18 protein-coding genes and 3 pseudogenes are annotated in these 22,154 nt (G+C 71.3%); 7 read left to right on the top strand and 14 right to left on the bottom strand.

What is annotated here, in order from left to right:
• Window position 1: 1 nt before the first annotated feature.
• Entirely contained in the window at window positions 2-3,616 is a 3,615-nt protein-coding gene (locus OG507_RS19020) for an nSTAND1 domain-containing NTPase (protein ID WP_327368384.1), read from the bottom strand.
• A gap of 106 nt (window positions 3,617-3,722) precedes the next feature.
• Between OG507_RS19020 and OG507_RS19015 the strand changes: the two genes are divergently transcribed.
• Window positions 3,723-4,094 (top strand): CU044_2847 family protein, encoded by a 372-nt coding sequence (locus OG507_RS19015; protein ID WP_327368383.1) that lies wholly within the window; start codon window positions 3,723-3,725, stop codon window positions 4,092-4,094.
• A 59-nt stretch (window positions 4,095-4,153) separates the two neighbouring features.
• Here the strand turns inward: OG507_RS19015 and OG507_RS19010 are convergent.
• Window positions 4,154-4,780 (bottom strand): annotated as a pseudogene (locus tag OG507_RS19010) (phosphoribosyltransferase); the annotation flags it as partial.
• Window positions 4,781-4,857: 77 nt separating this feature from the next.
• Here OG507_RS19010 and OG507_RS19005 point away from each other — a divergent pair.
• Window positions 4,858-5,640: an HAD-IIA family hydrolase gene (locus OG507_RS19005; protein ID WP_327368382.1), complete on the top strand. Its 783-nt coding sequence runs from the start codon at window positions 4,858-4,860 to the stop codon at window positions 5,638-5,640.
• 9 nt (window positions 5,641-5,649) lie between these two features.
• Here OG507_RS19005 and OG507_RS19000 read toward each other — a convergent pair whose 3' ends face one another.
• The 7 genes from OG507_RS19000 to OG507_RS18970 form a co-directional block, all read right to left on the bottom strand.
• On the bottom strand, window positions 5,650-6,447 hold the full coding sequence (locus tag OG507_RS19000) for a VOC family protein (protein WP_327368381.1): 798 nt from the start codon (window positions 6,445-6,447) through the stop codon (window positions 5,650-5,652).
• A 120-nt stretch (window positions 6,448-6,567) separates the two neighbouring features.
• Complete coding sequence (locus OG507_RS18995) at window positions 6,568-7,314, bottom strand: DUF4118 domain-containing protein (RefSeq protein ID WP_327368380.1); 747 nt, start codon at window positions 7,312-7,314, stop codon at window positions 6,568-6,570.
• Between the two features lie 132 nt (window positions 7,315-7,446).
• Window positions 7,447-8,265 carry an integrase gene (locus OG507_RS18990; protein WP_327368379.1) on the bottom strand — a complete coding sequence of 273 codons (819 nt, stop codon included), beginning with the start codon at window positions 8,263-8,265 and terminating at the stop codon, window positions 7,447-7,449.
• Between the two features lie 146 nt (window positions 8,266-8,411).
• Window positions 8,412-9,224, bottom strand: coding sequence for a CAP domain-containing protein (locus OG507_RS18985; RefSeq protein ID WP_327368378.1), 813 nt, complete (start codon window positions 9,222-9,224; stop codon window positions 8,412-8,414).
• A gap of 848 nt (window positions 9,225-10,072) precedes the next feature.
• The gene (locus OG507_RS18980; protein ID WP_327368377.1) at window positions 10,073-10,936 is read right to left on the bottom strand and encodes a serine hydrolase domain-containing protein; all 864 of its coding nucleotides are present in this window, start codon (window positions 10,934-10,936) and stop codon (window positions 10,073-10,075) included.
• 8 nt (window positions 10,937-10,944) lie between these two features.
• Window positions 10,945-11,454, bottom strand: a complete 510-nt coding sequence (locus tag OG507_RS18975) for a hypothetical protein (protein ID WP_327368376.1) — start codon at window positions 11,452-11,454, stop codon at window positions 10,945-10,947.
• A 363-nt stretch (window positions 11,455-11,817) separates the two neighbouring features.
• Window positions 11,818-11,979, bottom strand: a complete 162-nt coding sequence (locus OG507_RS18970; RefSeq protein WP_327368375.1) for a hypothetical protein — start codon at window positions 11,977-11,979, stop codon at window positions 11,818-11,820.
• Window positions 11,980-12,404: 425 nt separating this feature from the next.
• On the opposite strand from OG507_RS18970, the gene OG507_RS18965 reads away from it, so the two are divergent.
• Entirely contained in the window at window positions 12,405-13,304 is a 900-nt protein-coding gene (locus OG507_RS18965) for a helix-turn-helix domain-containing protein (RefSeq protein WP_327368374.1), read from the top strand.
• A gap of 85 nt (window positions 13,305-13,389) precedes the next feature.
• Window positions 13,390-14,361, top strand: coding sequence for a hypothetical protein (locus OG507_RS18960; RefSeq protein WP_327368373.1), 972 nt, complete (start codon window positions 13,390-13,392; stop codon window positions 14,359-14,361).
• 136 nt (window positions 14,362-14,497) lie between these two features.
• Here the strand turns inward: OG507_RS18960 and OG507_RS18955 are convergent, their stop codons facing one another.
• A complete protein-coding gene (locus OG507_RS18955) occupies window positions 14,498-15,214 on the bottom strand; it encodes a DUF4232 domain-containing protein (RefSeq protein WP_327368372.1) in 717 nt (238 codons plus the stop codon).
• A gap of 174 nt (window positions 15,215-15,388) precedes the next feature.
• Here OG507_RS18955 and OG507_RS18950 point away from each other — a divergent pair, with 174 nt between their 5' ends.
• A complete protein-coding gene (locus OG507_RS18950) occupies window positions 15,389-16,810 on the top strand; it encodes a helix-turn-helix domain-containing protein (RefSeq protein WP_327368371.1) in 1,422 nt (473 codons plus the stop codon).
• Between the two features lie 32 nt (window positions 16,811-16,842).
• On the opposite strand, the gene OG507_RS18945 is transcribed toward OG507_RS18950, so the two are convergent.
• Window positions 16,843-17,073, bottom strand: a complete 231-nt coding sequence (locus tag OG507_RS18945) for a DUF4333 domain-containing protein (protein WP_327368370.1) — start codon at window positions 17,071-17,073, stop codon at window positions 16,843-16,845.
• 120 nt (window positions 17,074-17,193) lie between these two features.
• On the opposite strand from OG507_RS18945, the pseudogene OG507_RS18940 reads away from it, so the two are divergent.
• Window positions 17,194-17,463, top strand: a pseudogene (locus OG507_RS18940) (GNAT family N-acetyltransferase); the annotation flags it as partial.
• Here OG507_RS18940 and OG507_RS18935 read toward each other — a convergent pair.
• From OG507_RS18935 to OG507_RS18925, 3 genes and pseudogenes are all read right to left on the bottom strand, one after another.
• Window positions 17,421-18,212, bottom strand: coding sequence for an ABC transporter permease (locus OG507_RS18935; RefSeq protein WP_327368369.1), 792 nt, complete (start codon window positions 18,210-18,212; stop codon window positions 17,421-17,423). The pseudogene OG507_RS18940 and the gene OG507_RS18935 overlap by 43 nt on opposite strands.
• Window positions 18,209-19,174 (bottom strand): ATP-binding cassette domain-containing protein, encoded by a 966-nt coding sequence (locus OG507_RS18930; RefSeq protein ID WP_327368368.1) that lies wholly within the window; start codon window positions 19,172-19,174, stop codon window positions 18,209-18,211. Before OG507_RS18930 ends, OG507_RS18935 begins: the two co-directional genes overlap by 4 nt.
• Before the next feature lie 13 nt (window positions 19,175-19,187).
• Window positions 19,188-19,855, bottom strand: a pseudogene (locus OG507_RS18925) (DUF4097 family beta strand repeat-containing protein).
• A gap of 706 nt (window positions 19,856-20,561) precedes the next feature.
• On the opposite strand from OG507_RS18925, the gene OG507_RS18920 reads away from it, so the two are divergent.
• Complete coding sequence (locus OG507_RS18920; protein WP_327368367.1) at window positions 20,562-22,091, top strand: hypothetical protein; 1,530 nt, start codon at window positions 20,562-20,564, stop codon at window positions 22,089-22,091.
• Window positions 22,092-22,154 lie beyond the last annotated feature (63 nt).

The raw sequence follows: 22,154 nt of genomic DNA, 5'->3' as shown, positions 1-22,154 counted from the left end.
CTCAGCCGCAGAGGTTCCTCGCCGCGCCCGCCGGGGTCGCCCCGCGTACGGTGTCGGACTCGGTCCGTGTGGTGAGCGCCGCGCACAGGTGCGCGGCGCTTTCGTCCGTGTCGAGGTCTCTCGTCCGGCGGAGCGGCCGCCCGAGCCGTTCCTGCGGGGAGACGCCGTCCCTGGCGTGCACGATGCCGATGACGCCGATGCCGAACAGGGCCAGCGGGGCGTCGGCCCCGGTGCCGAGCGGGCGGAGGGCCAGCCAGCCGGGAGTCAGGCGCATGGCGGTCCGGTGGAGGCGGTTCTCGCCGATGCGCCAGGTCCACACCCGTACCGTCGCCGCCTTCAGGATCGCCTCGACGATGTCCACCCGCTGCTCCACCTGGCCCTGGAGATCGGTGGGTACGGAGGTGGGCGGCTTGAAGAGGTCGTAGTCCGGGAAGGTCGCGTACACCTGGCGGCCGGTCGGGTCGAGGGAGAGGTGCGCGGCGCCCAGCGAGGACGGGAAGCCGGTGAGCCGGGCGACCTGCCGGCCCGTGTGCAGGTCCCAGACGCGGTACTCGGTGCCGTCCTTGTCGCCCGAGGGCGCGAGTGCGGCGACGATGCGGGTGCCGTCGGCCGAGGCGCCGACGCTCGCGTCCACGGCGAGCGGTGCGAGGACGCGGGGCGATCCGCCGGGCCGGTCGAGGTCGACGCGGGTGAGGACGTGGCGGGTGTAGCGGTGTGTGCCGGGCGCCCTGGTCAGCACGGTCGCCGCATGGCCGCCCGGGGACAGCCAGAAACCGGTGATCCCGGTACCCCGGACCGCAAGCGGGCGCTCACTGATGAGCCGGCCGCCCGCCGTCTCGCGGCGCTGCACCGACCAGCGGTTCTCGCCCGTACTGATGACCAGTGCGAGCACATCGCCGGACGGGTCGAAGCTCATCGCCGACACCTCGGCCGTCCGCGCGATGCCGGACACCGGGACGACGGTCGCGGCCCGCCCGGAGACCGCGTCGTACACCGTCAGACAGGTGGTGAACTCGGGCTTCGTCGGCACGGACGTGACCGAACCCGGCGTGCTGCACGCGTTCTTGGGGAGATCCGGGCCGATGGCCGGGCCGACGCTGTGGATGAAGGCGGCATGGCGGCCGCCCGTGTCGAGGACCGGCCGCCCGCCGAGCATCAGCGGATCACCGCCGGTGAGCCTCACCCGCTCGACGCCGGTGCCGTCCGCCCCGATCCGCCACAGCGCGGGCTTCATGTCGGGGGCGGTGGTGACCATGGTCCGTCCGTCCGCGCTCAGCCGGCTGGGCACGTCGGTCACCGTGTTCTCGGCGTTCATCACCTCGTTCTCGGTGCGCGTCGTGTCGCCGTCGGGCACCACCAGGTCGACCGACTGGAGCTGGGTCTCCGCGTTGCGCACCGCGCCGCGGGTCTCCTCGGTCGAGTCGGTGCGATAGGCGCGCAGGGCGAGCTGGGCGGAGCCGTAGACGTCGCGCACATCCAGCTCCTTGGACGCCACGGCCAGGGAGTGGGCGGCGGTCCCACTGATCGTGTCCTGCTGCTTGCTCCACTGGAGCCCGCCCAGCAGGGCCAGCGCGCCGACCACCGCGACGGACTGCAGGCCGATACGGCGCCATCGGCGTCGGCTCAGGACCAGATAGGCGCGCTCGTCGGTGCCGATGTCGTCGGGGTGGGCGAGCATCTGGCGCCGTGCCTCGCGCAGTTCGGAGAGCGGGAGCAGCCGGTGTCCGGGGCGGCCCTGCGTGTACCAGGCGTCGATGCGTCCGCGCAGGGCGTCCTGCCAGATGCGGAAGTCGCGGTACTGGCAGGCGAGTTCGCCGAGCCGGTCCCAGCGGGTGATCAGCGACTCATGGGCCAGCTCCACACCGAGCCGCGCACCGCCCGTGCCGGTGCGCGATTCCGGCAAGGCCGTCCCGGGGCGTGGTGCGTCCTCCAACTCGCGTATGACGACGACCCGTTCGGTGGCCAGCCGACCCGCAAGCGCCCAGGCGTCGTCGTCGAAGTCCGCGCGGGCCGCGGAGCGCCGGGTGAACGAGACCCGGTCGGGCAGGGGATGCACCAGCTGCGTCAACAGGCGGGTGGCCGCGGTGCGTCCGGGGCCGTCGAGCCCGCTCCACACCTGCTCGGCGTGGCGGGCCAGGGCGTGCTGGACACCGCCCGCCTCGGTGTACGCGCGATGGGTGAGCAGCCCGTTCTCCTGCCGCTCCCACAGCTGGGCCAGGGTGAACTGGACGAGCGGAAGCCGGCCGGGGGCGTACCCGACCTCGTCCATGATGCGGCCGACCAGACCCTCCTCGTACGCCACCGAGCGGATCTCCTCGACCGGCCCGGTGATGGCCCTGCGCAGTTCGGGGTCGTCGAGTTCGCCGACCGTCACCAGCCGGTGGTCGTCGACCAGGAAGCGCAGCCTCGGCCGGTTCAGCGCACTGCCGAGGAAGTCGGCGCGCACCGCGCTCAGCAGCCGTAGCCGGGAGTGCGGTGCGGCGGCCTCGGCGAGCGCGGTGCCGAAGGCGTCCGCCCGGTCGTCGGACTGGGCGAAGATCTCCTCCAACTGGTCGACGAACAGCAGCAGCCGGTCCGCCCGGTGTGTCTCCAGTACGGCGGCGACGGCCTCCCGCAAGCCCTCCCGGACGATCCGGTCCGTCAGCGCGGACACCCGGTCCAGCCGGTCGGCCGGCTCCCGCTCGGCAGCGACGGACCGGTCCAGCGCCAGAGCGAGGGAGCGCAGGGGCGTACGGGCCTCGGAGGGGCGCATGGACACGATGAGGTTTGCGGGGTCCTCCCGTAACCGGGGCAGTACTCCCGCCCGTACGAGGGAGGACTTGCCCACACCCGAGGGGCCGAGCACCGCGGTGCGGCTCATTCCGGCGATCCGGGCGGCGAGCCCGTCCCGCCCGAAGAAGACCCCCGACTCCGCCTCCGTGAAGGACCGCAGCCCGGGGAACGGGGACGGTGGCTGGGCCATGGCGCGCAGCTGCGGCCAGGCGGCGAACAGCTCGGCGGCGGGCACCATGTACGCGCTGCGGATGCCCGATCCGCGCCAGGCGGTGATGATCATGCCGACGGCGGCGGTGCGTTCGGCGTCCCAGACGGGCACGCCGGAGAAGCCCTTGCGGATGTCGAACTGGCTGGTCCCGTCCACATCGATCTGGACCCAGCCGTGCGCCTGCCGGCCCCGCAGCCGGCCGATGCTCCACACCCCGCTGTCCGAGAGCGCCGGAAAGCCCAGCACGACACCGCGGAGATCGAAGGTGTCCCCATGGGCGACGAGCGCCGCGGGGGTGGCCGCGACCGGGGCGGGATCGGTCAGCCGGAGCCCGGCGAGGTCCTCGGGCGCCTCGGTGCCGGGCGGCACCCAGTGCACGATCTCGGCCCTCAGCCCGGTGCCGGGCGCGAGGAGGGGGAAGTCGACGGTCACGGGCCCGGTGGGCCGTGCGCTGCTCCCGGCCGCCTCGCCGAGCGCCGTATTGACGACATGGGCGCAGGTCAGCAGGTGTCCGGGCGCGGCCAGGAACGCACCGCCGACGGGCCGCCCGTCGGGGCCCCGCACCCGGGCGACCGCGGCGCCCAGCGGACTCGCGCTGCGGCCGCTCCGCGCACGGCCGACGTCCGTAGCCAAGACGCCCGTCACCCCGTTCCCCGCCCGGTTCTGATAAGCATGGCACAACAGGCCTTGCTCAACGGGCTGTTGAGACTCATGGGGTACGGGGAACAGGGGGCTGGACATGGCCGAGGTGGTCGAGGTGCTGCTGGACGGTGGCGGCACCGTGTCCGTGGAGGTGCCGGACGACGCACCCGTGATCGAGCGGGTCAGCCGGAACGGCGACGCCCTGAGGTCCACGGCGGACACCCTGCAGGACGCCCTCGCGCGCATCCGGCCCGCGGTCGACGCGGTGGTGGGCCAGCTGCGGGACGCGGCGAGCCCGCCGGACGAGGTGAACGTCCAGTTCGGCATCAAGATCACGGCCGAGGCGGGGGTGGTCGTCGCGAAGGCGGCCACGGAGGCGAACTTCACGGTCTCGGCGACCTGGCGGCGGGACGAAGCACGGCCGGTGGACGGGCCGGGCAGCGGGAACGCGACCACCGCCGGGGCCTGAAACAGGTCATCGGCTGTCGCCGCTCAATCGCTGCCGGGTGTCACATGCCCGCTGTACCTGGCCTGCGTCAGCAGGGAGAGAACCTCCTCGTCGGAGGTCTGCGCGAAGTCCCGGTACCACTCGCCGACGGCGTAGAACAGGCGCGGCGTGGACAGGCACACCACCTCGTCCGCGTAGTGCCGCAGCCGGGCGACCGCGTCCGGCGGCGCCACCGGTACGGCCGCCAGCAGACGGGCCGGCCGCTGGGCCCGTACCACCTGGCAGGCGGCCTCGGCCGTGGCGCCGGTCGCGACGCCGTCGTCCACGACGATGACGGTCCGGCCTTCCAGCGGCGTGCGCGGCCTGCCCGCGCGGTACGTCTGCGCCCGGCGTACGAGCTCCGCCGTCTCGACCCGCTCGACCGCCGCGAGGTCCTCCTTGCCGGCGCGCAGGTGGCTGATGACGTCCTCGTTGATGACCCGCACCCCGTCCTCGCCGACGGCGCCGAACGCCACCTCCTCGTGGTGGGGCACGCCGAGCTTGCGGACCACGATCACATCGAGTTCGGCGCCGAGCATCTGCGCCACCTGGAAGGCCACGGGGACTCCGCCGCGGGGCAGCCCCAGCACGACCGGATTCTCCCGCTCCAGATGACGGAGCGCCTCGGCCAGCTGCTGTCCCGCGTCCACTCGGTCGGCGAACAGCACAGTGGTTCACTCCTTGATTCCCTACCTCGAAACAACCCCATGTGCGGCGGCTCCGCAACTCGGGCAGGGTCGGTGACATGGAGCGAATCGGAGCGGTACTGATCGACATCGACGGTGTGCTCACGGTGTCCTGGAAGCCGCTGCCCGGCACCGTGGCGGCCATGGAGCGGCTGCGCGAGGCGGGTCTCCCGCTGGTGCTGGTCACCAACACGACCTCCCGCACCCGCGCCTCGATCGCCGGGAGGCTGGCCGCGGAGGGCTTCCCCGTCTCCGCCGACGACATCCTCACCGCCCCCGCCGTCACCGCCGCCCACCTGCGAGAACACCACCCAGGCGCCCGCTGCCTGCTGATCAGCACGGGCGACATCCGGGAGGATCTGACGGGTGTGACACTCGTCGAGGAGGCGCCGGATGTCGTCGTTCTCGGCGGGGCCGGGGAGGCCTTCGGCTATGCGGCGCTCAACCGCGCTTTCCGCCATGTGCAGCGGGGGGCCCGGCTCGTCGCCATGCACCGGAACATGTACTGGCGCACGGCCACCGGGCTCGACCTCGACACGGGCGCCTTCCTCCTGGGACTGGAGCGGGCGGCCCGCGTCGAGGCGGAGATCACCGGCAAACCCGCCGGGTCGTTCTTCGCCGCCGCCCTGTCGCACCTCGGCGCCACCCCGTCCAGCGCCCTGATGGTGGGCGACGACATCGAGACCGACGTACTGGCGGCCCAGCGCGCCGGGCTCACCGGCGTACTCGTCAGGACCGGCAAGTACCTCCCTGGCACGCACCGCGCTGCCGACGGAACCCCGGACCATGTGATCGACTCCTTCGCCGATCTCCCCGCCCTGCTGGAGCGGCTGGGGACATGAGGGGGCCGCTCAGGACACCGGAGACGTCTTGGGCACCTCGCCCTCGGTCGTGTTGACGTCGATCACGGAGAACGCCGCGCCCTGCGGGTCGCTCAGCGCCGCGAAGCGGCCGAACGGCATGGTCATCGGGCCGAAGTGCAGGGTCGCGCCGCGCTCGGTCGCCTTCGCGACAGCCGCGTCGCAGTCCGGGACGGTGAAGTACACGTTCATGTACGGCGGGACCTCGGGCGGGAATTCGTCGCCCATCTTCATCCGGCCCATGACCGTCCGGTCGCCGACGTTGAACATCCTGAAGTCGACGTGGTCGTCCGCCATCTTCACCATGCTGTACGGGAAGACGGCGGAGAAGAACGCATCCGACTTCTCGGGCTCCCGGGTGAAGACCTCGGCCCAGCAGAACGCGCCGGGCACGCCCTGGGCCTCGAAGCCCTCGTGGCTGCCCGCCTGCCAGACGCCGAAGGTGACGCCTGCGGGGTCGCGGGCCAGCAGCATCGTGCCGAACTCGCCGACCTCCATGGGGTCCATCAGCGTCTCGCCGCCGTTGGCGCGGATCCTGGCCGCGGTGGCGGCGGCGTCCGGCGAGGCGAGGTAGAGACACCAGGCCGACTGCCCCTCCTGGCCGGGCATCGGGGGCACGACGGCGGCGACCGCCTTGCCGTCGGCGTACGCCTGCGTGTAGTCGCCGAACTCGGACGAGGACTCGCTGTACGTCCAGCCCAGCACGTCACCGTAGAAGCTCTTCGCCCCGTCGAGATCGGGGAACATCGCGTCGGCCCAGCACGGCGTGCCCTCCGGTTGTACAGCCATGACGTCGACTCCTTCGTGCTCGCGCGCTCAGTGGATCGTCCGGTCTCTCGCCGTCCGGGTTTTCACGCTAGCCAGCCGACCGCCCGTCCGCGCGCTGGACATGGGGTGGGCCTGTCGTCATCAGCGGTCCAGCACCGGACCCGCCGTGTCGAGCGCCGCACCGGCGTGATCGGCGAGGGTCACCGCCACGAGCCGCGCCTGCAACGACGGGACGGTTCCCGGCAGGGGCCGGAGCATGAACCGGCCGGAGTAGTGGCCGCTCGCCGAGGCGCGGAGCTCGATCTCGCCCTCCGGCCAGCCGTCGCGGTCGACATCCCTGCGCCGGTGCCCCACGACGACACCGCCGTCCTGTTCCAGCCTCGGCGGCTGCCCCAGCAGGCTCCCGTACTCGAAACGGCAGCCCTGCAACCGCAGCACGTCCATGAGCTGGCGGCGTACCTGCTCGACCACCAGGTCGGGGGAGGTGGCGGACTGGACGAGCAGCGCGGTGTCGTGGATCCGGACGAGGTGGTCCGCGTCCGTCACGGTGATCACCCGCAGGCGACGGGCGCGGGCGGCCAGCTGCGACACCACGAGGCCCACGGCCAGGAGCAGCACCGCCGTCTCGACGTCGGCGGCGCCCGCGATGGTGAACCGCTGGTACGGAGGGGTGAGGAAGAAGTCGAACCAGGCGGCGGACGACAGTGCCGCGACGGCCCCGGCCCAGCGGTTCCCGGTGGCCGAGACCGCCACCACGACGACGACCAGGACCAGGGCCGGATCGGCGCCCGACACGCTCGTACGGAAGGGCGTCAGCACCAGCGCGACCAGGAGGGGGCCAGTCAGCGCGGCGGCCATTGCGATGCGGTCACGAAGCGGGAATTCCATGATCCACCTCGCTGTGGTCCACAGTCTCTCCGGCGCCGGCCGCTCCGGCCGGCCACTCCAGCGTGCGTCCGGTCCGCCCCGCCCGGCGCTACGGGCCGGATGCCTTGACGCGTTCCTGGCGCGGACAGGGCATCAGCCCGGCAGATCGGTGCAGTGCGCCACCGTGGCGTCGTCGGGGACCCGGGCATCGGGGCCTTCGGCGGTGCGGGCTTCGGCCTGCCTGACGCGGCGGATGACATCGGCCGGCCCGTTGGCGGCGAGCAGTTCCAGTACGCCGGGCCAGTCGGTCAGGCCGTACGGGCTGACGATGCGGCCGGCGCCATTGCTGAGCAGCGCGACGCCGTCCAGGTCATCAAGGGGCCGGCTGCCGGTGACCGCTTCCTGCGCCGCGCGCGGATCATCCTTGGCGATCCAGTAGCCGCCCGGCTGGTTGCGGCGAGCCCGCAGCGCCTTGACGCAGGAGTCCCGGATCCGGTCGTACTCCGGCGTCCCCTCGGGAACGCCTTCCAAAGGCACTGAGCAGATGCGCCTGGCGGCCACCTCGCGCTCGTCGGTGATGACCTGCGGGCCGTCGTGGACCCGGTCGAGGACGAGGAAGGAGTCCGCGAGCAGGAGGTGGTCCAGGCGGCCCCGGTGGGCGCGGACGATCGCCACGGTCGCCTGCGGGCTGCTGGGGTTCGTGATGTCGCAGGTGCCGCGGTGATCATCGGCTGTCTCGCCGATCACCGCGGCGAGGATCGTCGCGAGGTCCTGCCCGTCGTCGCGCGACAGACGGCCGAGCAGCGCGCCGCCGAGGCGGTGCGTGTACCAGGCGACACCGTGGGAGCAGATCGACTCGGTTCCCGGGATGCCGGCGCCGTCCAGCAGCACAGCGGCGCCGGGAACGGCACCGACGAAGTCCTCGTTCGGCCGGCCGGCCCTGCCGGCGCTGGTCGCCATGCTGACGCGCATTCACGGGCTCCTGGGGCAGGGCGTGAGGTGAGGCTTCCGGCAGGACGGCGGCCGGCCGGGAGCCGATACCCCGGCCGGGAGCCTTGTCGCTGTCCTACCCCACTCGCGCCCGGACCAACTGCGCCCGGTGTGACCGGGCGGGTTGTCTACCGTGCCGTTGCGAAGTCCTGCGTCCAGTAGCTGCCGGGCTGGGCGAGGCCCACGCCGATCTCCTTGAACGAGCAGTCGAGGATGTTGCGCTTGTGGCCGGGGCTCTCCATCCAGCCCGCCATGACGCTCTCGGGGGTGCTGTAGCCGTAGGCGACGTTCTCGCCGTACGCGCTCCAGTCGTAACCGGCGCTCGTGATCCGGTCACTGGGGTCCGAGCCGTCGGAGCCCGTGTGGGACATGTTCTGGTGGGCCGCCATGTCCTCGCTGTGGGCCTGGGCGGCCTTCGTCAGCTTGGCGTTGAGGGTCAGCGGCGAGCAACCGGCGTTGCTGCGCTCGTTGTTGACGAGCGTCAGTATGCGGGCGACGGCATCGGACACCGGAGCGGTGGTCGCCGATGCGCTCGCGGACGCGGTGGGACGCGGGGTGCTGGTGGTCGCTGTGGGCTGCGGGGTTTCGGCGGTCGCGGTGGGCCGGGGTGCGCTCGTGGTCGCGGTGGGCTTCGGCGAGCTCGTGGCCGCGGTGGGCCGGGGTGCGGTCCTGGTCGCTGTCGGCCTCGGCGCCTTCGTGGTGGCGGAGGGGCGCGGTGCGGTCTTGGTCGCGGTCGGCTTCGGGGTGCTCGCGGGGGTGATGAGGTCTGCTATGCCCCAGTGCGTGGTGCGCTGTGCGGCGTGGGTCCGCGAGGCCTCCGCGGCCGGCTTCTCGTGCGGGTTGAAGCAGGCCATGGCGACAGAGGGCACACCCACGGCCGCCACGGCAACGGCGGCGATGATGATCCGCCGGCGGGGCGTTTTCTTGCGGTGCTTGCTCATGTGTGTGACCTCGCTCGATATTGCGCAGTTCCCGCGCCCGGGCTCGGCGGCGCCTTGCGGTCGCCATTCTTGGAACGGCCCTCGGAGCGGGGCAACAGGCGCACGTACTACCCGGGCTCGTAGAGAGGGAAGGGGCTTGAAACGCGCCCGCGGCCGTGCAGGCGGGGGACGTCGCGCCCCGGCGAGCCACTGCCGCACCGTCAGGAGTCTCTGCTCGGCCGAGGAACGGGCAGCAGTGGGGAGTGGCGCGAACGCGGCGGGGCTTCTCGCTCTCATACATGCCCCAATTGGGACAAACTCGCTATATCGCCGAGGTGGCATCTACTAACCGGCGCCCTGAACGCGAAAATGTGCTGTGACCGATGTCACCGGCGACCGACGCAACCATCCGTATCCGGCGAAGCGCCGGACTCCGTGGACCCCGGCCCTGCCCCGGGGCACGGCTGCCTAGCGCGTGGTGCCGTTGCGGCGGGTCGCGGCCGCGACGGTGGCCATCAGCTCCGCGTCCAGGACGGACGGGTCGGCCAGCCGCGTCGGAGCGGCGTACGGCACGGATCTGTTGGTCATGTGCCTGCCTCCTGGACTGCCTGCCGAGAAGGGGCTGCTGCTGCGGCTGTCCGCGCTGGACGCGGATGCCGCCACCGCCGTACGCGTGATCGCCCACTTCGAGGCGCTGCTCGGCGGCGCAGATGTCGTGCGTGATGTCCTCGTCGAAGAGTGCCTTGCTGCGCAGCCCGCCGCCGATCTCGTCGGCGCGTTCGTACAGTTCCCCCCAGACCCGCGCGCCAGGGTGACGCCGGCGGCGAGTCCGTTGGGGCCGGTGCCGACGACCGCGACGTCGATGCCGCTCATGCGGGTTCGCCCGCGTCCTGTCCCGCCGTGTTACCGGCGGCGAGCACACCTAGGCCGATCTTGTCGGTGCGGCCGGGCGATCCGCCGAGCCGGTGCACGAGCACCCAGTTCCCCGTCTGCGCGAGCACTCCGGTGAAGGCCGAGGCATCGCGGGTCGCGCCGTTGTGCCAGAGCAGCGGCCCCGCCGACTGCCAGGACGGCGCCGGTTCACCCAGTACGCGATCGAGCAGCAGTCCGGTGATCACGGTGGCCAGCGCGCGGGGCGTGGCCCAGAGCCCGCCCGCGGGCAGGATCGGCCCGTTCATGGTCCACCGGTCGCGTTCCCCACCGAACAGGCTCCGCGCGCCCAGCAGCCGACCGGCGGGCGGCTGCGCGGTGACCTCGTCCACCTCCATCGGCGTGAGCACGTACTCACGGACCAGTTCCTCGTACGGCTGCCCGGCCGCGGACACGAGGGCCGCACCGAGCACGGCGTAACCGAGGTTGGAGTACTCGGCCTCCTGCCCCGGTCGTCGTACGGCGATCTCCCCGAGCCGGCCCAGGACGGCCCGCAGCGCGTCCTGGTCGAAGGCCGCGTAGGGATCGCGGCCGCTCAGGCCCGGTGGCAGCCGCGGCAGGCCAGAGGTATGGTCCGCCAGCATCCGCAGCGTGATGCCCGATCCGGGCGGCGCCGGGAGCCGTTGCTCCACCGCGTCGTCGAGGCCGAGCAGACCCGCCCGGACCATCCGCATCAGTACGGTGCCGGTGAGCACCTTGGTCAGGGACCCGATCTCGACGAAGGCTGCCGGATCGTGCCCGTGCCGGGCCAGTGGCGGAGCCGAGCTGCTGAGCACGCAGACGGGCACGGGCCGCAGTGACAAGCGAGCCATCAGGGCTGCGCCCACTGCTGGAGAAGGGCCTCGCGTTCGGCAGGGCGCGGACTCTTCTTCCCACCGTGCGCCCGCCCCCAGGCGCTGAGGGCGGCCAGGCCGGGAGTCCCGTCGACGAGGCGGTCCAGCACCTGATGGGACAGCTCCACCTCACGAGGGGTGTACGCACCGGCGGCGGCCGAGTGTATGAGCAACTCGGTCTCCCCGTCTGCTGCTTGGACGCGCACGGTCATCTCGGCAGGACCCTCCGGCCCGCCCACTCCCATGGCTCCGAGCGCCACGTCCAGTGCTATCGACAGCTGCCGGCCGGGAGTCGCCTTGGCCCGCGCACCGACGACGGTCACCGAGCCGAGGTCGGCCCACTTCCAGGTGCCGGACTGCGGTCCGACCGCTTCGAGGCCCGCGTCGGTCACGCGGACACCGGGGGTCGATTCGCCAGGCGGCGCACCGAGATGGACCGCATCCTCGGAGACCCAGAACAGCCCGACCATTGCCACAGTTGACTCCACCGTTCACTCATTGCCGTGGGTCCGATCCGAAATCCGGTCTCGGTGAACCCGCCTGACGATCAGCTGGCATTTTCCATCGCGCCCGGGGCGGCTGCTCTGCCGACGTCCTCTTCCGGCCGTCACGGCCGCGGCGATGGCGAGCACGCCGAGGTTGTGCAGCGGGGCCCGCAGCGTTCTGGGACCTTCGGGTATCCGGCGGATCCAGCGCCCCGCGAGTCCCGAGGGGAGAGAAGCGGTCGTAGCAGCGGGTCAGAACGAGCATCGGGATGACGAGACAGGCGGTGCAGGACGAGCACCGGGCGGCCGCCCACGCCGAAGGTGACGGCCGGCGCGCTCAAGAGTCCAGCATGGGAGCGGTGTTGCTCATCGCAGGTCACCTGCCTTCCGCCAGTCGAAGTCCTGCACGCTGATCTCGTCCTTCGCGCTCGGGTCGTCGCGCTTTGACCAGGACGGCAACTTCCTCACGTACATACGGATCTGGATGCTCCGGGGGTCGCCTCCGCACGCCCGGGGCATCTGCGTCATGGCGTACCGGGAAGGGAAGCGGACGGCGTCCTCGCGTGAGCTCTTCCCGTACGGCATGAGGGGAGGAACCGGCTGTCCTGCGCGGCGAACGGGGGGATTTCGGCCGAGAAGGACGGCGCGGCGGATCTGCTGACGCACTCCGCTGGCGCATCCCGAAGTACGCGTGGCAGCGGCTCTCATCAATTCCCCCGAATTCACCGGACCGCGCTCACGGAAAAACCAACGCCGGTGGCGGGGCACCTGATAAATGGGTTTAGGTATCGACATATTGTCCGGTACAGGACAACTTCATGTCGGCGCGCCGCGAGGGGTCCGGGGGGCGCCATGGGTCGGGGGCGGCGCTCATGGAGCACGAGCCGGACCCCGTGGATCCCTACCCCAGCGGGGTGAGGCACGGATCGTCGGCGGTGCGCATACTCGCCACCATGAACAAGCACGGGCACCTCGCCGACTTCCTCCAGGCACGCCGGGGCCAACTGCGGCCCGAAGACGTGGGGCTGCGGACCTACGGCGAGCGGCGCCGGGTGCCCGGGCTGCGGCGGGAGGAGCTCGCGATGCTCGCAGGCATCAGCGCGCCCTACTACACACGCCTGGAGCAGGGCCAGTCACGCAACGCCTCGCGCGAGGTGCTCGACTCCATAGCGAGCGCCCTGCGGTTGGACGAGTCCGAGCGCGCCCATCTGCACGCCCTGGCCCGTGCCCCCGGACGGGCCAGGCCCGCGGGCCGGCCGCGCGCCGAACGCATCACCCCGGCAACCGGCGCTCTGCTGGCAGCCATCGAGGGCACACCCGCCATCGTCGTCGGTCGCCGCAGCGATGTCCTGGCCTGGAACCGTCAGGGGCACGGGCTGTTCGCCGGCCATCTCGATCCGGGCAGCCCCAACGTCCCGGGCCGACGGCCGAACATGGCCAGGCTGGTGTTCCTCGACGCGCACACCCGCGACCTGTACGCCGACTGGCCCGCCAAGGCGAGGGCCGTGGTCGGCAATCTGCGCCTGACGGCCGGCCGATACCCGGACGATCCACTGCTGGCCGGGCTGATCGGCGAACTGGCCATGAGCAGCGCGGAGTTCGCCGCGATGTGGGCCGATCACCGGATCCTGGCCTGCGATGTCGCCGAGTACGAGATGCGCCACCCCTCGGTCGGGACACTGACAGTCACCCAGCAGACGCTGCAGAGCCCGCAAGGAAGCGGGCCGTCCCTGGTGGTGGCCACAGCCGATCCCGGCTCCCCGTCGGCCACAGCCCTGACCCTGCTCGCCCACGCCACCGCACCGCAGGACGCGGCCCGGCCGCGCCCCGCCACCGAATCCCGCACCACCTGACCCGAGCCCCTCCGTCGCCCGAGGCGCTGCCCCGACCAAGGCGCCGCACCGCGGCTGCCGCATGCCCGAAAACAGTGAAGGAACCATGTCCAAGCGACGCATCAGGATCACCATGTCGGCCCTTCTGGTGGCCGCAGCCGCCCTTACGACGGCCGCACCGGCCAACGCGCTCTCCACCGGAGGGCCACTGACAGATGTGCGGATCACCACCCGTTTCGACCTGTCCGCCGGCCAGATGCCGGAGAACATCGCCCTGCTGCCCGACGGCACGGCATACGTCACCTTTGCCGCCGGCCGCCAGGTGGCCCGGATCACTCCCCGGGGCGCGACTCGCATCCTGGCTACGCTGCCCGCCCCCGCCGACGGCGGGGTCGACACGCCGGTCCTCGGCTTCCCCCTGACCACCGGCATCGTCCATGTCCCGGACGGCACCGTGTACGTGCTGTACGCGACCGGCACGGCCGATCTGACGGGACTGTGGCGGCTGCGCCCAGGGGCGGCCCCGCAGCGCATCGCCGCGCTGCCCGCAGGCGGCCTGCCCAACGGGCTGGCACTGGATGAGCACGGCGAACAGCTCTACATCACCGACTCGGTGCTCGGTACCGTGTGGACCGTCCCCGTCACCGGCGGCAGGCCCACCGCATGGTCCACCGCCCCCGAACTCGCCTCGACCGGCTTCCTCGGAGCCAACGGCGCGAAGGTACACGCCGGCGCGCTGTGGGTGACCAACCTCGACCGGGGCACCCTCCTGCGCATTCCGATCCGCTCCCCAAACCGTGCGGGAGCGCCGCAGGTCAGGGCATCGGGCATGGCCGGTATCGACGATTTCGCCTTCACCGGCCGCGGCGGCGACATCCTCGCCGCCCTCAATGCCCCCAACACGGTCGTGCGCATTCACCCCGATGGCACCAGCACTCCTGTCCTCGACGCCGGCGACGGGCTCCAGAACCCCACCTCTGTCGCACTGCGCGGCAATGACGTATACGTGCTCAGCGCCGCCTACACCACGGCCACCGACCCCAACCTGCTGCGCGCACGCCTGCGCCGCCACCTGTAGGAGCCGGCACGATACGAATGCAGGAGCACATGTCATGAGTGACGTCTCCGTCGGTGTCGGCGAATACACAGGGAAGGCTGCGCCCGAGAAAGGGGCCACCGGACGCAGCACCCGGCGGTGGACCTGTGTCGGGAGATCACCAGCTGACAGCGTCGTCCATCGACTGCTGCCAGTACGTGACCTTGAGCGAGTCGTCGATGTAAAGGCCCTTGGCGGGCAGCGAGGGGTGGGCGCCCGCACCGACGCTCTCATTGCCGGAGCGGCCGTGGAAGTAGACGACCAGGGACTTCTCCGTGCGGCCGTGGGAGCCGCTGCCGTCGGCGGCGGACAGATTCACTGAGGCATAGCCGGACTCGCCCGGCTTGAGTGTGACGACAGCCTGCGGCTGGGAGTCCTCGATGACCGGCGGCACCGACTGGGCCTCTCCGAAGCGGACGGCCGGGTAGCCGTACAGGTAGCAGGTGTTGCTGCCGGTGTTGGTGACGGTGAGGAGCATGTGGTTGACCGGGCGGTTCAGGGGGGCTGCGACGGTCTTGGTGTTGGACCCCTCGCAGGTGACCGCCTTGCCGGAGGAGGCGGGTGCCTTCGGGGCGGGGGCATGCGCGGCCGGCTTCGAGGTGGTGGTGGCCGGCTTCGCGTCGTCAGGGGAGGAGGTGCGGCCGGAGGATCCGGAGGCGGACGTCGGTGCCGCGGGAGCGGTCGCGGAGGGCGAGCCGGTTGTGGAGGAATCCGCTGACGCGCCCTCGTCCCTCGTGCCCGTTCCGTCGTTGCACGCGGTCAGGGAGAGGGCGGCGAGCGCGACGGTCGCGGCGGCGGTCATAAGGCGGGTGCGGGAGTTCCGGATGCTGGACATGTGGCTGTGCCCCTTCGGCGTTCGGGTGGGTGTGGTGCTTGGATGACTGGAGCTTGTGGGGTGATCCGTCCCAGCCGCCATGGACAGCGCGGAGTCAGGGACACCGAAACACTGGAATGGGCTCTGAGCAGGGGAGACACAGTTCCCCTGGAACGCGTGGATGGGACGTGGGGGATGGTGGAACGAGTGCCGGAGGCGAAAGGGGCCGGAAGGGCGGACGAGTTCGCGGCGCTGCTGCTGGAGCTGAAGGACCGTTCGGGACTGAGCTACGGGGTGCTGGCCAAGCGGCTGCACATGAGCACATCGACGCTGCACCGCTACTGCAACGGCACCGCAGTGCCCAACGAGTACGCACCGGTGGAACGTCTCGCACGGGTGTGCCGGGCAACGCCGCAGGAGCTCGTGGAGCTGCACCGGCGCTGGATCCTGGCAGACGCGGCACGAAGAGGCAGGCCGGACCAGGCCGCTGCGGCCGGGGCGAGGAACGCGGGTGACACCGCCGCGGATCCGGCCCGTGTGACGGGCTCGGCTCAGGAGACCGGTTCAGCCGGGGTGGCTCGTGGAACCGGTTCGCCGGAGACGGTGGATACCGGATCGCCGGCGGATTCGGCCGGCGCGGCGTCCACGCACGGACTCGGCCAGGACGGTGAATCGGTAGTCGTCGACGTGCCGCGCAAGCCCGCGCCGCGACGGCGGCGCCGTAGCGCGCTGATCGCCTCCGTCGCGGTGGCCGCCGTGCTGGGAGCCGTGGCGCTCGCCGTCAATGTGCCCTTCGGCGGGGACGAGAACGACTCGAAGGGCCGGCGGGCAGCCGGCGTCACCGGCAGGGCGGAAGCCACAGGGCCGTCGGCGACAGACTCCGCCCCCCCTTCCCCGGCCGGTGGGAGCCGCGGGCCGTCCGCCTCCGCCCCCACCGTCGAACCGGGCAGGACCGGGCCCGGTACATCCAAGGTCAGCGGCGAGCAGGGCGCGGCCGAGCCCACCAGCGGCAGCGCCGCCGTACCACTGAACGTCGCCTCCCGCCCCTATGTCTACGACAGCCCGTGCAGCCAGCATTTCCTCGTCGACAGCGCACCCGCGCAGGTAGGCCCGCCCGCGAGCGAGCAGGACGCGCCGCGTTGGGCCGCCGCCTACGGAGCGGTCTCCTCGGGGGAGCAGCGGGTCGCTCTGACCGTTCAGGGCGCCGGGCAGGACACGGTCGTCCTGGAGGCGCTGCACGTACGCGTCGTCGCCAAGGGCGCGCCGCTCGCCTGGAACGACTACGCGATGGGAGTCGGCTGCGGAGGTGGCGTCGACACCAAGTCCTTCGACATCGACCTCGACAACGGCAGCCCCACGGTCACCGTCAAGAACGGCCAGCGCGACTTCCCGTACAAGGTCAGCGAGTCCGACCCGGAGGTTTTTTACATCACCGCGCACACCAGGGCCCACGACGTCCGCTGGGACCTCAGCCTGGAATGGTCCAGCGGCACCCGCAGCGGCACGGTGCACATCGACAGCAGCGGCACCCCGTTCCGCACGAGTGCCGGCATCGGCCGACCGGGCTACGACTACCCGTTGGGCGGCGGCGAGTGGATCGAACGGGAGGAGGGCTGACCGGACTGGGGGACAAGGGGCTTGACGCCCTCTCAGTCGGCCGAGAGTTCGCCTTGGTCGTCGAGGACCTTCATATGCACTGTTTCTCCGTTCGAGCCTTCCCAGACGGTGCACCAGAACGAGTTGCCCTTCCTGGCCTCGACGGCGGCCGGGCATGTCACGCCGTCGGTGGAGGCTTTGCTCTGCCCTCGCGCAGCGGCAGCCGCTGCCCGCGCCACGGTGTCCGGATCCAGCAGCCGTGGCGTATCGGTGCTGGTGCTCACGACTTTGATCGTCACCGTCAAGGCGCAGGCGGCGACGATGACCGAGGAGAGTGCGATGACGGTGCGCGCGGTCTTCCCTTGATCAGTCACACGTAGCAGGCCCGAGCCCGCAGGTTTCGCCGCAAGGGCATCGGGCGGCTGCTGACCGAGCTGGTCCAGGAGCGGTTCCGCAGCGAGGAACGGAACGCCGTCCGTCTCGCCGTCCTGGACAACAACCCCGCGGCCCTCGCTCTCTGGAGCTCACTGGGCCGGCAGGAGATCGACCGCCGCGCCGACAGGCAGCACGGTCGACCCTGCATCCTCATGCACAAGCAGCTGGCGGGAGGGGGCCCGCGCTGTCATGGCGGTTACTTCGGGTCGCGGTTGAACTTCGCGTTGGACCAGAAGTAGCCGAGCACGGTGAGGCCGAGGCACCAGGCGATGGCGAGCCACCCGTTGTGGCCGATCTCGGTGCCGAGGAGGAGGCCGCGGAGGGTTTCGATGGCGGGGGTGAACGGCTGGTACTCGGCGATCGGCTGGAACCAGCCGGGCATGGAGTCGACCGGGGTGAAGGCGCTGGAGAGGAGCGGCAGCAGGATCAGCGGCATCGCGTTGTTGCCGGCGGCCTCGGCGTTCGGGCTGATCAGGCCCATGCCGACCGCGATCCAGGTGAGCGCCAGGGCGAAGAGCACGAGCAGCCCGAACGCCGCGAACCACTCCAGGGCCGTGGCATCGGTGGACCGGAAGCCGATGGCCACGGCGACGGCGCCCACGAGGACCACGCTCGTGACCGACTGCAGCACGCTGCCGACGACGTGCCCGACGAGCACCGAAGGGCGGTGGATCGCCATCGTGCGGAAGCGGGCGATGATGCCCTCGGTCATGTCGTTGGAGACGGACACCGCGGTTCCGACCACGGTGCTGCCGATGGTCATCAGCAGCAGGCCCGGGACGATGTACGCGATGTATGCGGAGCGGTCCGGAGTGCCGCCGCTGATTCCGGCGCTCATCGTGTCGCCGAAGATGTAGACGAAGAGCAACAGCAGCATGATCGGGGTGAGCAGCAGGTTCAGGGTGAGGGACGGATAGCGCCGCGCGTGCAGGAGGTTGCGGCGCAGCATCGTGGACGAGTCGCGTACGGCGAGGGAGAGGGAACTCATCGGACGGTCTCCTCGGGCTGGCTGGGCTGGTTGGGGATGTCGGCGGTGCCGGTCAGGGCGAAGAACACGTCGTCGAGGTCGGGGGTGTGGACGGTCAGTTCGTCCGCCTCGATGCCGGCGGAGTCGAGCCGGTCGAGGAGGGAGCGCAGTTCGCGCTGGCTTCCGTCGCTGGGGACGGACAGCGACAGTGCCTCGTCGTCCCGGGTGACCTCGCGCAGGGCGACGGCGGCGGACTGGTACGCGGCCGGGTCGGTGAACCGCAGCCGCACGTGCCCGCCCGGGATGAGCCGCTTGAGCTCCTCGGCGCTCCCTTCGGCGGCGATCCTGCCGTCGTTCAACACAGCGATGCGGTCGGCGAGTTCGTCGGCCTCATCCAGGTACTGGGTGGTGAGGAAGACGGTGACGCCGTCGGAGACGAGGCCGCGGATGATGCCCCACATGTTGTGGCGGCTGCGCGGGTCGAGGCCGGTGGTCGGCTCGTCGAGGAAGATGATCCGCGGGTTGCCGACCAGCGTCATGGCGAGGTCGAGGCGGCGCTTCATGCCGCCGGAGTAGGTGGAGGCGGGCTTCTTCGCCGCCTCCACCAGGTCGAAGCGCTCCAGGAGTTCGGCGGCGGTGCGCCGCCCCTCGCTGCGGGAGAGGTGGTGCAGGTCCGCCATGAGGAGCATGTTCTCCTCACCGGTGATCAGCCCGTCGACCGCGGAGAACTGGCCGGTGACACCGATCGCGGCACGGACCGCCTGGGGGTCGGTGGCCAGGTCGTGCCCGCCGACGTGCAGGTCACCGGCGTCGGCGGTGATGAGCGTGGAGAGGATCTTGACGGCGGTGGTCTTGCCGGCGCCGTTCGGGCCGAGCAGGGAGAAGATCGTTCCTTTGGAGACTGCCAGGTCGATGCCGTCGAGCACGGTCTTGTCGCCGTAGGACTTGCGCAGCCCGTTCGCTGCGATGGCCAGGTCGGTCATGAGGGGTGCTCCTTCAGAGGCTGCGGGCGGTGATGTCGCCGTAGGCGGTGGTCGCGTGGATGTTCAGGTCGGCGGCGCCTTCGGTGTTCTTGAGCGCGTTGTGGATCCGGCCGTAGGCGGTGCCGGCGTCGAGGGAGGCGGAGACTCCGCGGGCGGCGCCGACCGACACCTCGCCGGACTCGGTGCGCAGCGTGACCGTGCCGCGTACGGCCTCGGCGATGTGGATGTCGCCCTTTTGGGTGCTGATCTCCGCGGGGCCGCCCAGGCGGCCGACCGAGACGTCACCGGCGAGGAGGGTGAGGCGGGTGCTCGCGGCCTCGTCGAGCTCGACCGAGCCCTGCGCGCCCTCGAAGGCAACGTCGCCGAGCCGCCCGACGCCCCGGAACTCGGCGCCGGCCGCCTTCGCCTCGATGCGGGAGCCGGCGGGCAGCTGGATGGTCACCTCGACGGACCCGGAGCTGCCGAGGATCCGGTTCTTCGCCGCCGGGGCCTCGATCCGCAGGACACCGGCGTCGTATGCGACCTCGATCTGCTCCGCAGCCTTCACATCACGGCTCTTCGAGGCGTCCGCGGGCAGGCCTCCACCGCGGTGTCGGCCCGGTCGGAGGCGATGAACCGGATGCGTCCGGCAGGGATGTCGAGGACGGCCGAGACCGGGGCGGGTGTGTCGAACTTCTGCATCGTGCTCTCCTTCACTCCGTTGTTTCCGATGAAGGAAAAGCTACGTTGCGTTCATATATCTGGCAATGAAGTCGTTGCGCATAATTGCCATCAGTGCAGGCTGTAGCTGGGAAATCGTTGCAATGGAGTTGACCTTAATGCAACAACTGTCACCGTGTGTGTTGCAATGGACTGAGAGTGAACGCTATGCTTGAGGCGCCAGGGCCACGAAGGGGATCGCGCTGGCGGAGGGGGTGGACTCACCCGGCAGGAACGTCAGCAGATCGCGCTCGGGCTCACCGACGGCCTGATCCACGTCATTCGGGGGTGCATGCGCCGCACCCTGCCACCCGCCCTGTCGGCCGCGCTCGCCGTTCGCTCGCGCCGCCCCGGAGCCGGTTCAGGAGACGGAGAGCCGTCGGTCGGTCCGCATCAACCCCCCACATAGGTAGGTCGGTTGACGGACGAAGCTGCGGGGGTCCAATCCGAGGCCTGGACAGCAAAGAAGCCTGGGCCATTGGCCTGGGGCTTCCGCATGAAGCGGGTGACGAGAATCGAACTCGCGCTCCGAGTCCGGGAATCAACCGGCACTGGGTGGTCGTAAGGCCTCTGTTCGATGGACGATCGAGCGGGACTGACAGATCCTCATCGCGGTGCTTATGATGCCGGGGATGAAGAACTACTCCTCGTACGGATCGGGGGAATCGTTCGCGCAAGGTGAGTGCTGATGGCACACCACTTCGCGAATAGGATTCCGGCCCACCTGTTGATGTGGCAACGCGTGCGCGAGTACGCCGTGCCACCGTCCATGATCGAGACCGCGACCGCACGGCGTGCGGTCGGCGACTGGGCCGGGGCATGCGCCGCCGCCCGGGTCGATATCGATCTCGATCTGCGCGCCGTGCGTGACCGCCACGGCACCGATCTTGTCACCCGCCTTCGTGCGGATTTGCGCCGCCTGGCTCCGGATCTGCTCCGCTGGCACATGCCCCGGATCGCCCCCGACGGGCGGCTCCGCGCCGGACTCACCATCTCCCTGGCCCGATACCGGAGCTCCGGTGCCATGCCGCTGCACCTGGTGGTGCGGACACCGCCGGCCTGGGCGGACGCCGGGCAGTGGATATCCCTGGCCCTGTGGGAGGAGTCCGGGTACGACCCAGGGCGCCTTCCGCATCCGCATCCGCATCCGCATCCCAACCGGCGTTTCCGGCTCGACCTGCACCGGCATCTCTGGGACTGCGAACGGAGCGGCGAACTGGCGTGGCGGTGCGGTGCGGGCGAGGCGTCATCCCTGGTGCCGCCCGACCGGCCTTACGCACCCGCTCGGCCAGACATGCCGGACTTGCCGGATCGGCCGGCCGTCCACGATTACTCGTGGGGGTCGGCAAGTTGGGCTGCCGAGGCGGAGTTGCTGTTGCAGGCAGAGGGTTGCCCCCGCGGGGCCTTCACCGTACGGCTCGGTACGCGGAGTCGCGCCGTGCTCGAACTCGTCGCCCCCGACGACAGCCATGCCCCGACGTTCCGGCCGCTGCGGGAGACGCTGCCGCCGCAGGAGGTTGCGGCGCTTCCGGTGCTGCCGGATGCGGCGGCCCGGGTCCTTCCGGATCTGGAGCTGCTGCGCGCCGGGCTGGTCGCGACCGATCGGCTGCATCCGCTCGTCGCCACAGCACTGGCGGCGTTCGGCTCAGCGGCGCTGTCCAGCTCGGGACCGGCGACCGGCCCCGCCTCCCGGCCCGGTGATCCGCACCGGGTGGAGTGCCGGGGTGAGGTCCACCGGATAGCGCTGCGGGACGGGACACTTACGGCGATCGATCACGACCCGGCACAACTGCGCCGGGAGGAACTGCTGGTGGCGCTCGGCGGTCCCGCGCTGCCCTGCCTGCGTGCCATCGACGAGGTGCACCGTGACCCGGAGGCACTGCCCGCGGTCCGGGAGCGGCTGGGGCATGGCGACATCGCCGGGGCCCTGGCCGTGGTCGAGGGGCTGCTCGGTCCCGGTGCGGTCCTGCGCGACGGGCCGCTGCGGGAGGAGTTGGAGTCGGCTGCGGCCCGCCGCATCGACCACGGGCTCTTCCGCTCGGGGTTGGTCGCCGTGCACCCCGGTGCCGGTTCGGCAGCGGGCGGAAAGGCCTCGGGCCCGAGGCACGCGGGGGCGGGTCACCGCCCCCGACTCGACCGCCGTACGCCTCCCGCAATGCGCCTCAAGCAGAGCGGCCGGGCCCGGCCCCGTACCGGCCTGATCCCGAGGACCAGCTGACCGGCTGTCCCACCTGAGTTCCGTGCTCGCACTGCGCATTGCGCGCTGCACGCCCACGACATC

Source organism: Streptomyces sp. NBC_01217 (assembly GCF_035994185.1).
In the GTDB taxonomy this organism is placed as follows: domain Bacteria; phylum Actinomycetota; class Actinomycetes; order Streptomycetales; family Streptomycetaceae; genus Streptomyces.
Note: the sequence above shows the minus strand (reverse complement) of the source record. Positions and strands in the feature narration are given on the sequence as shown.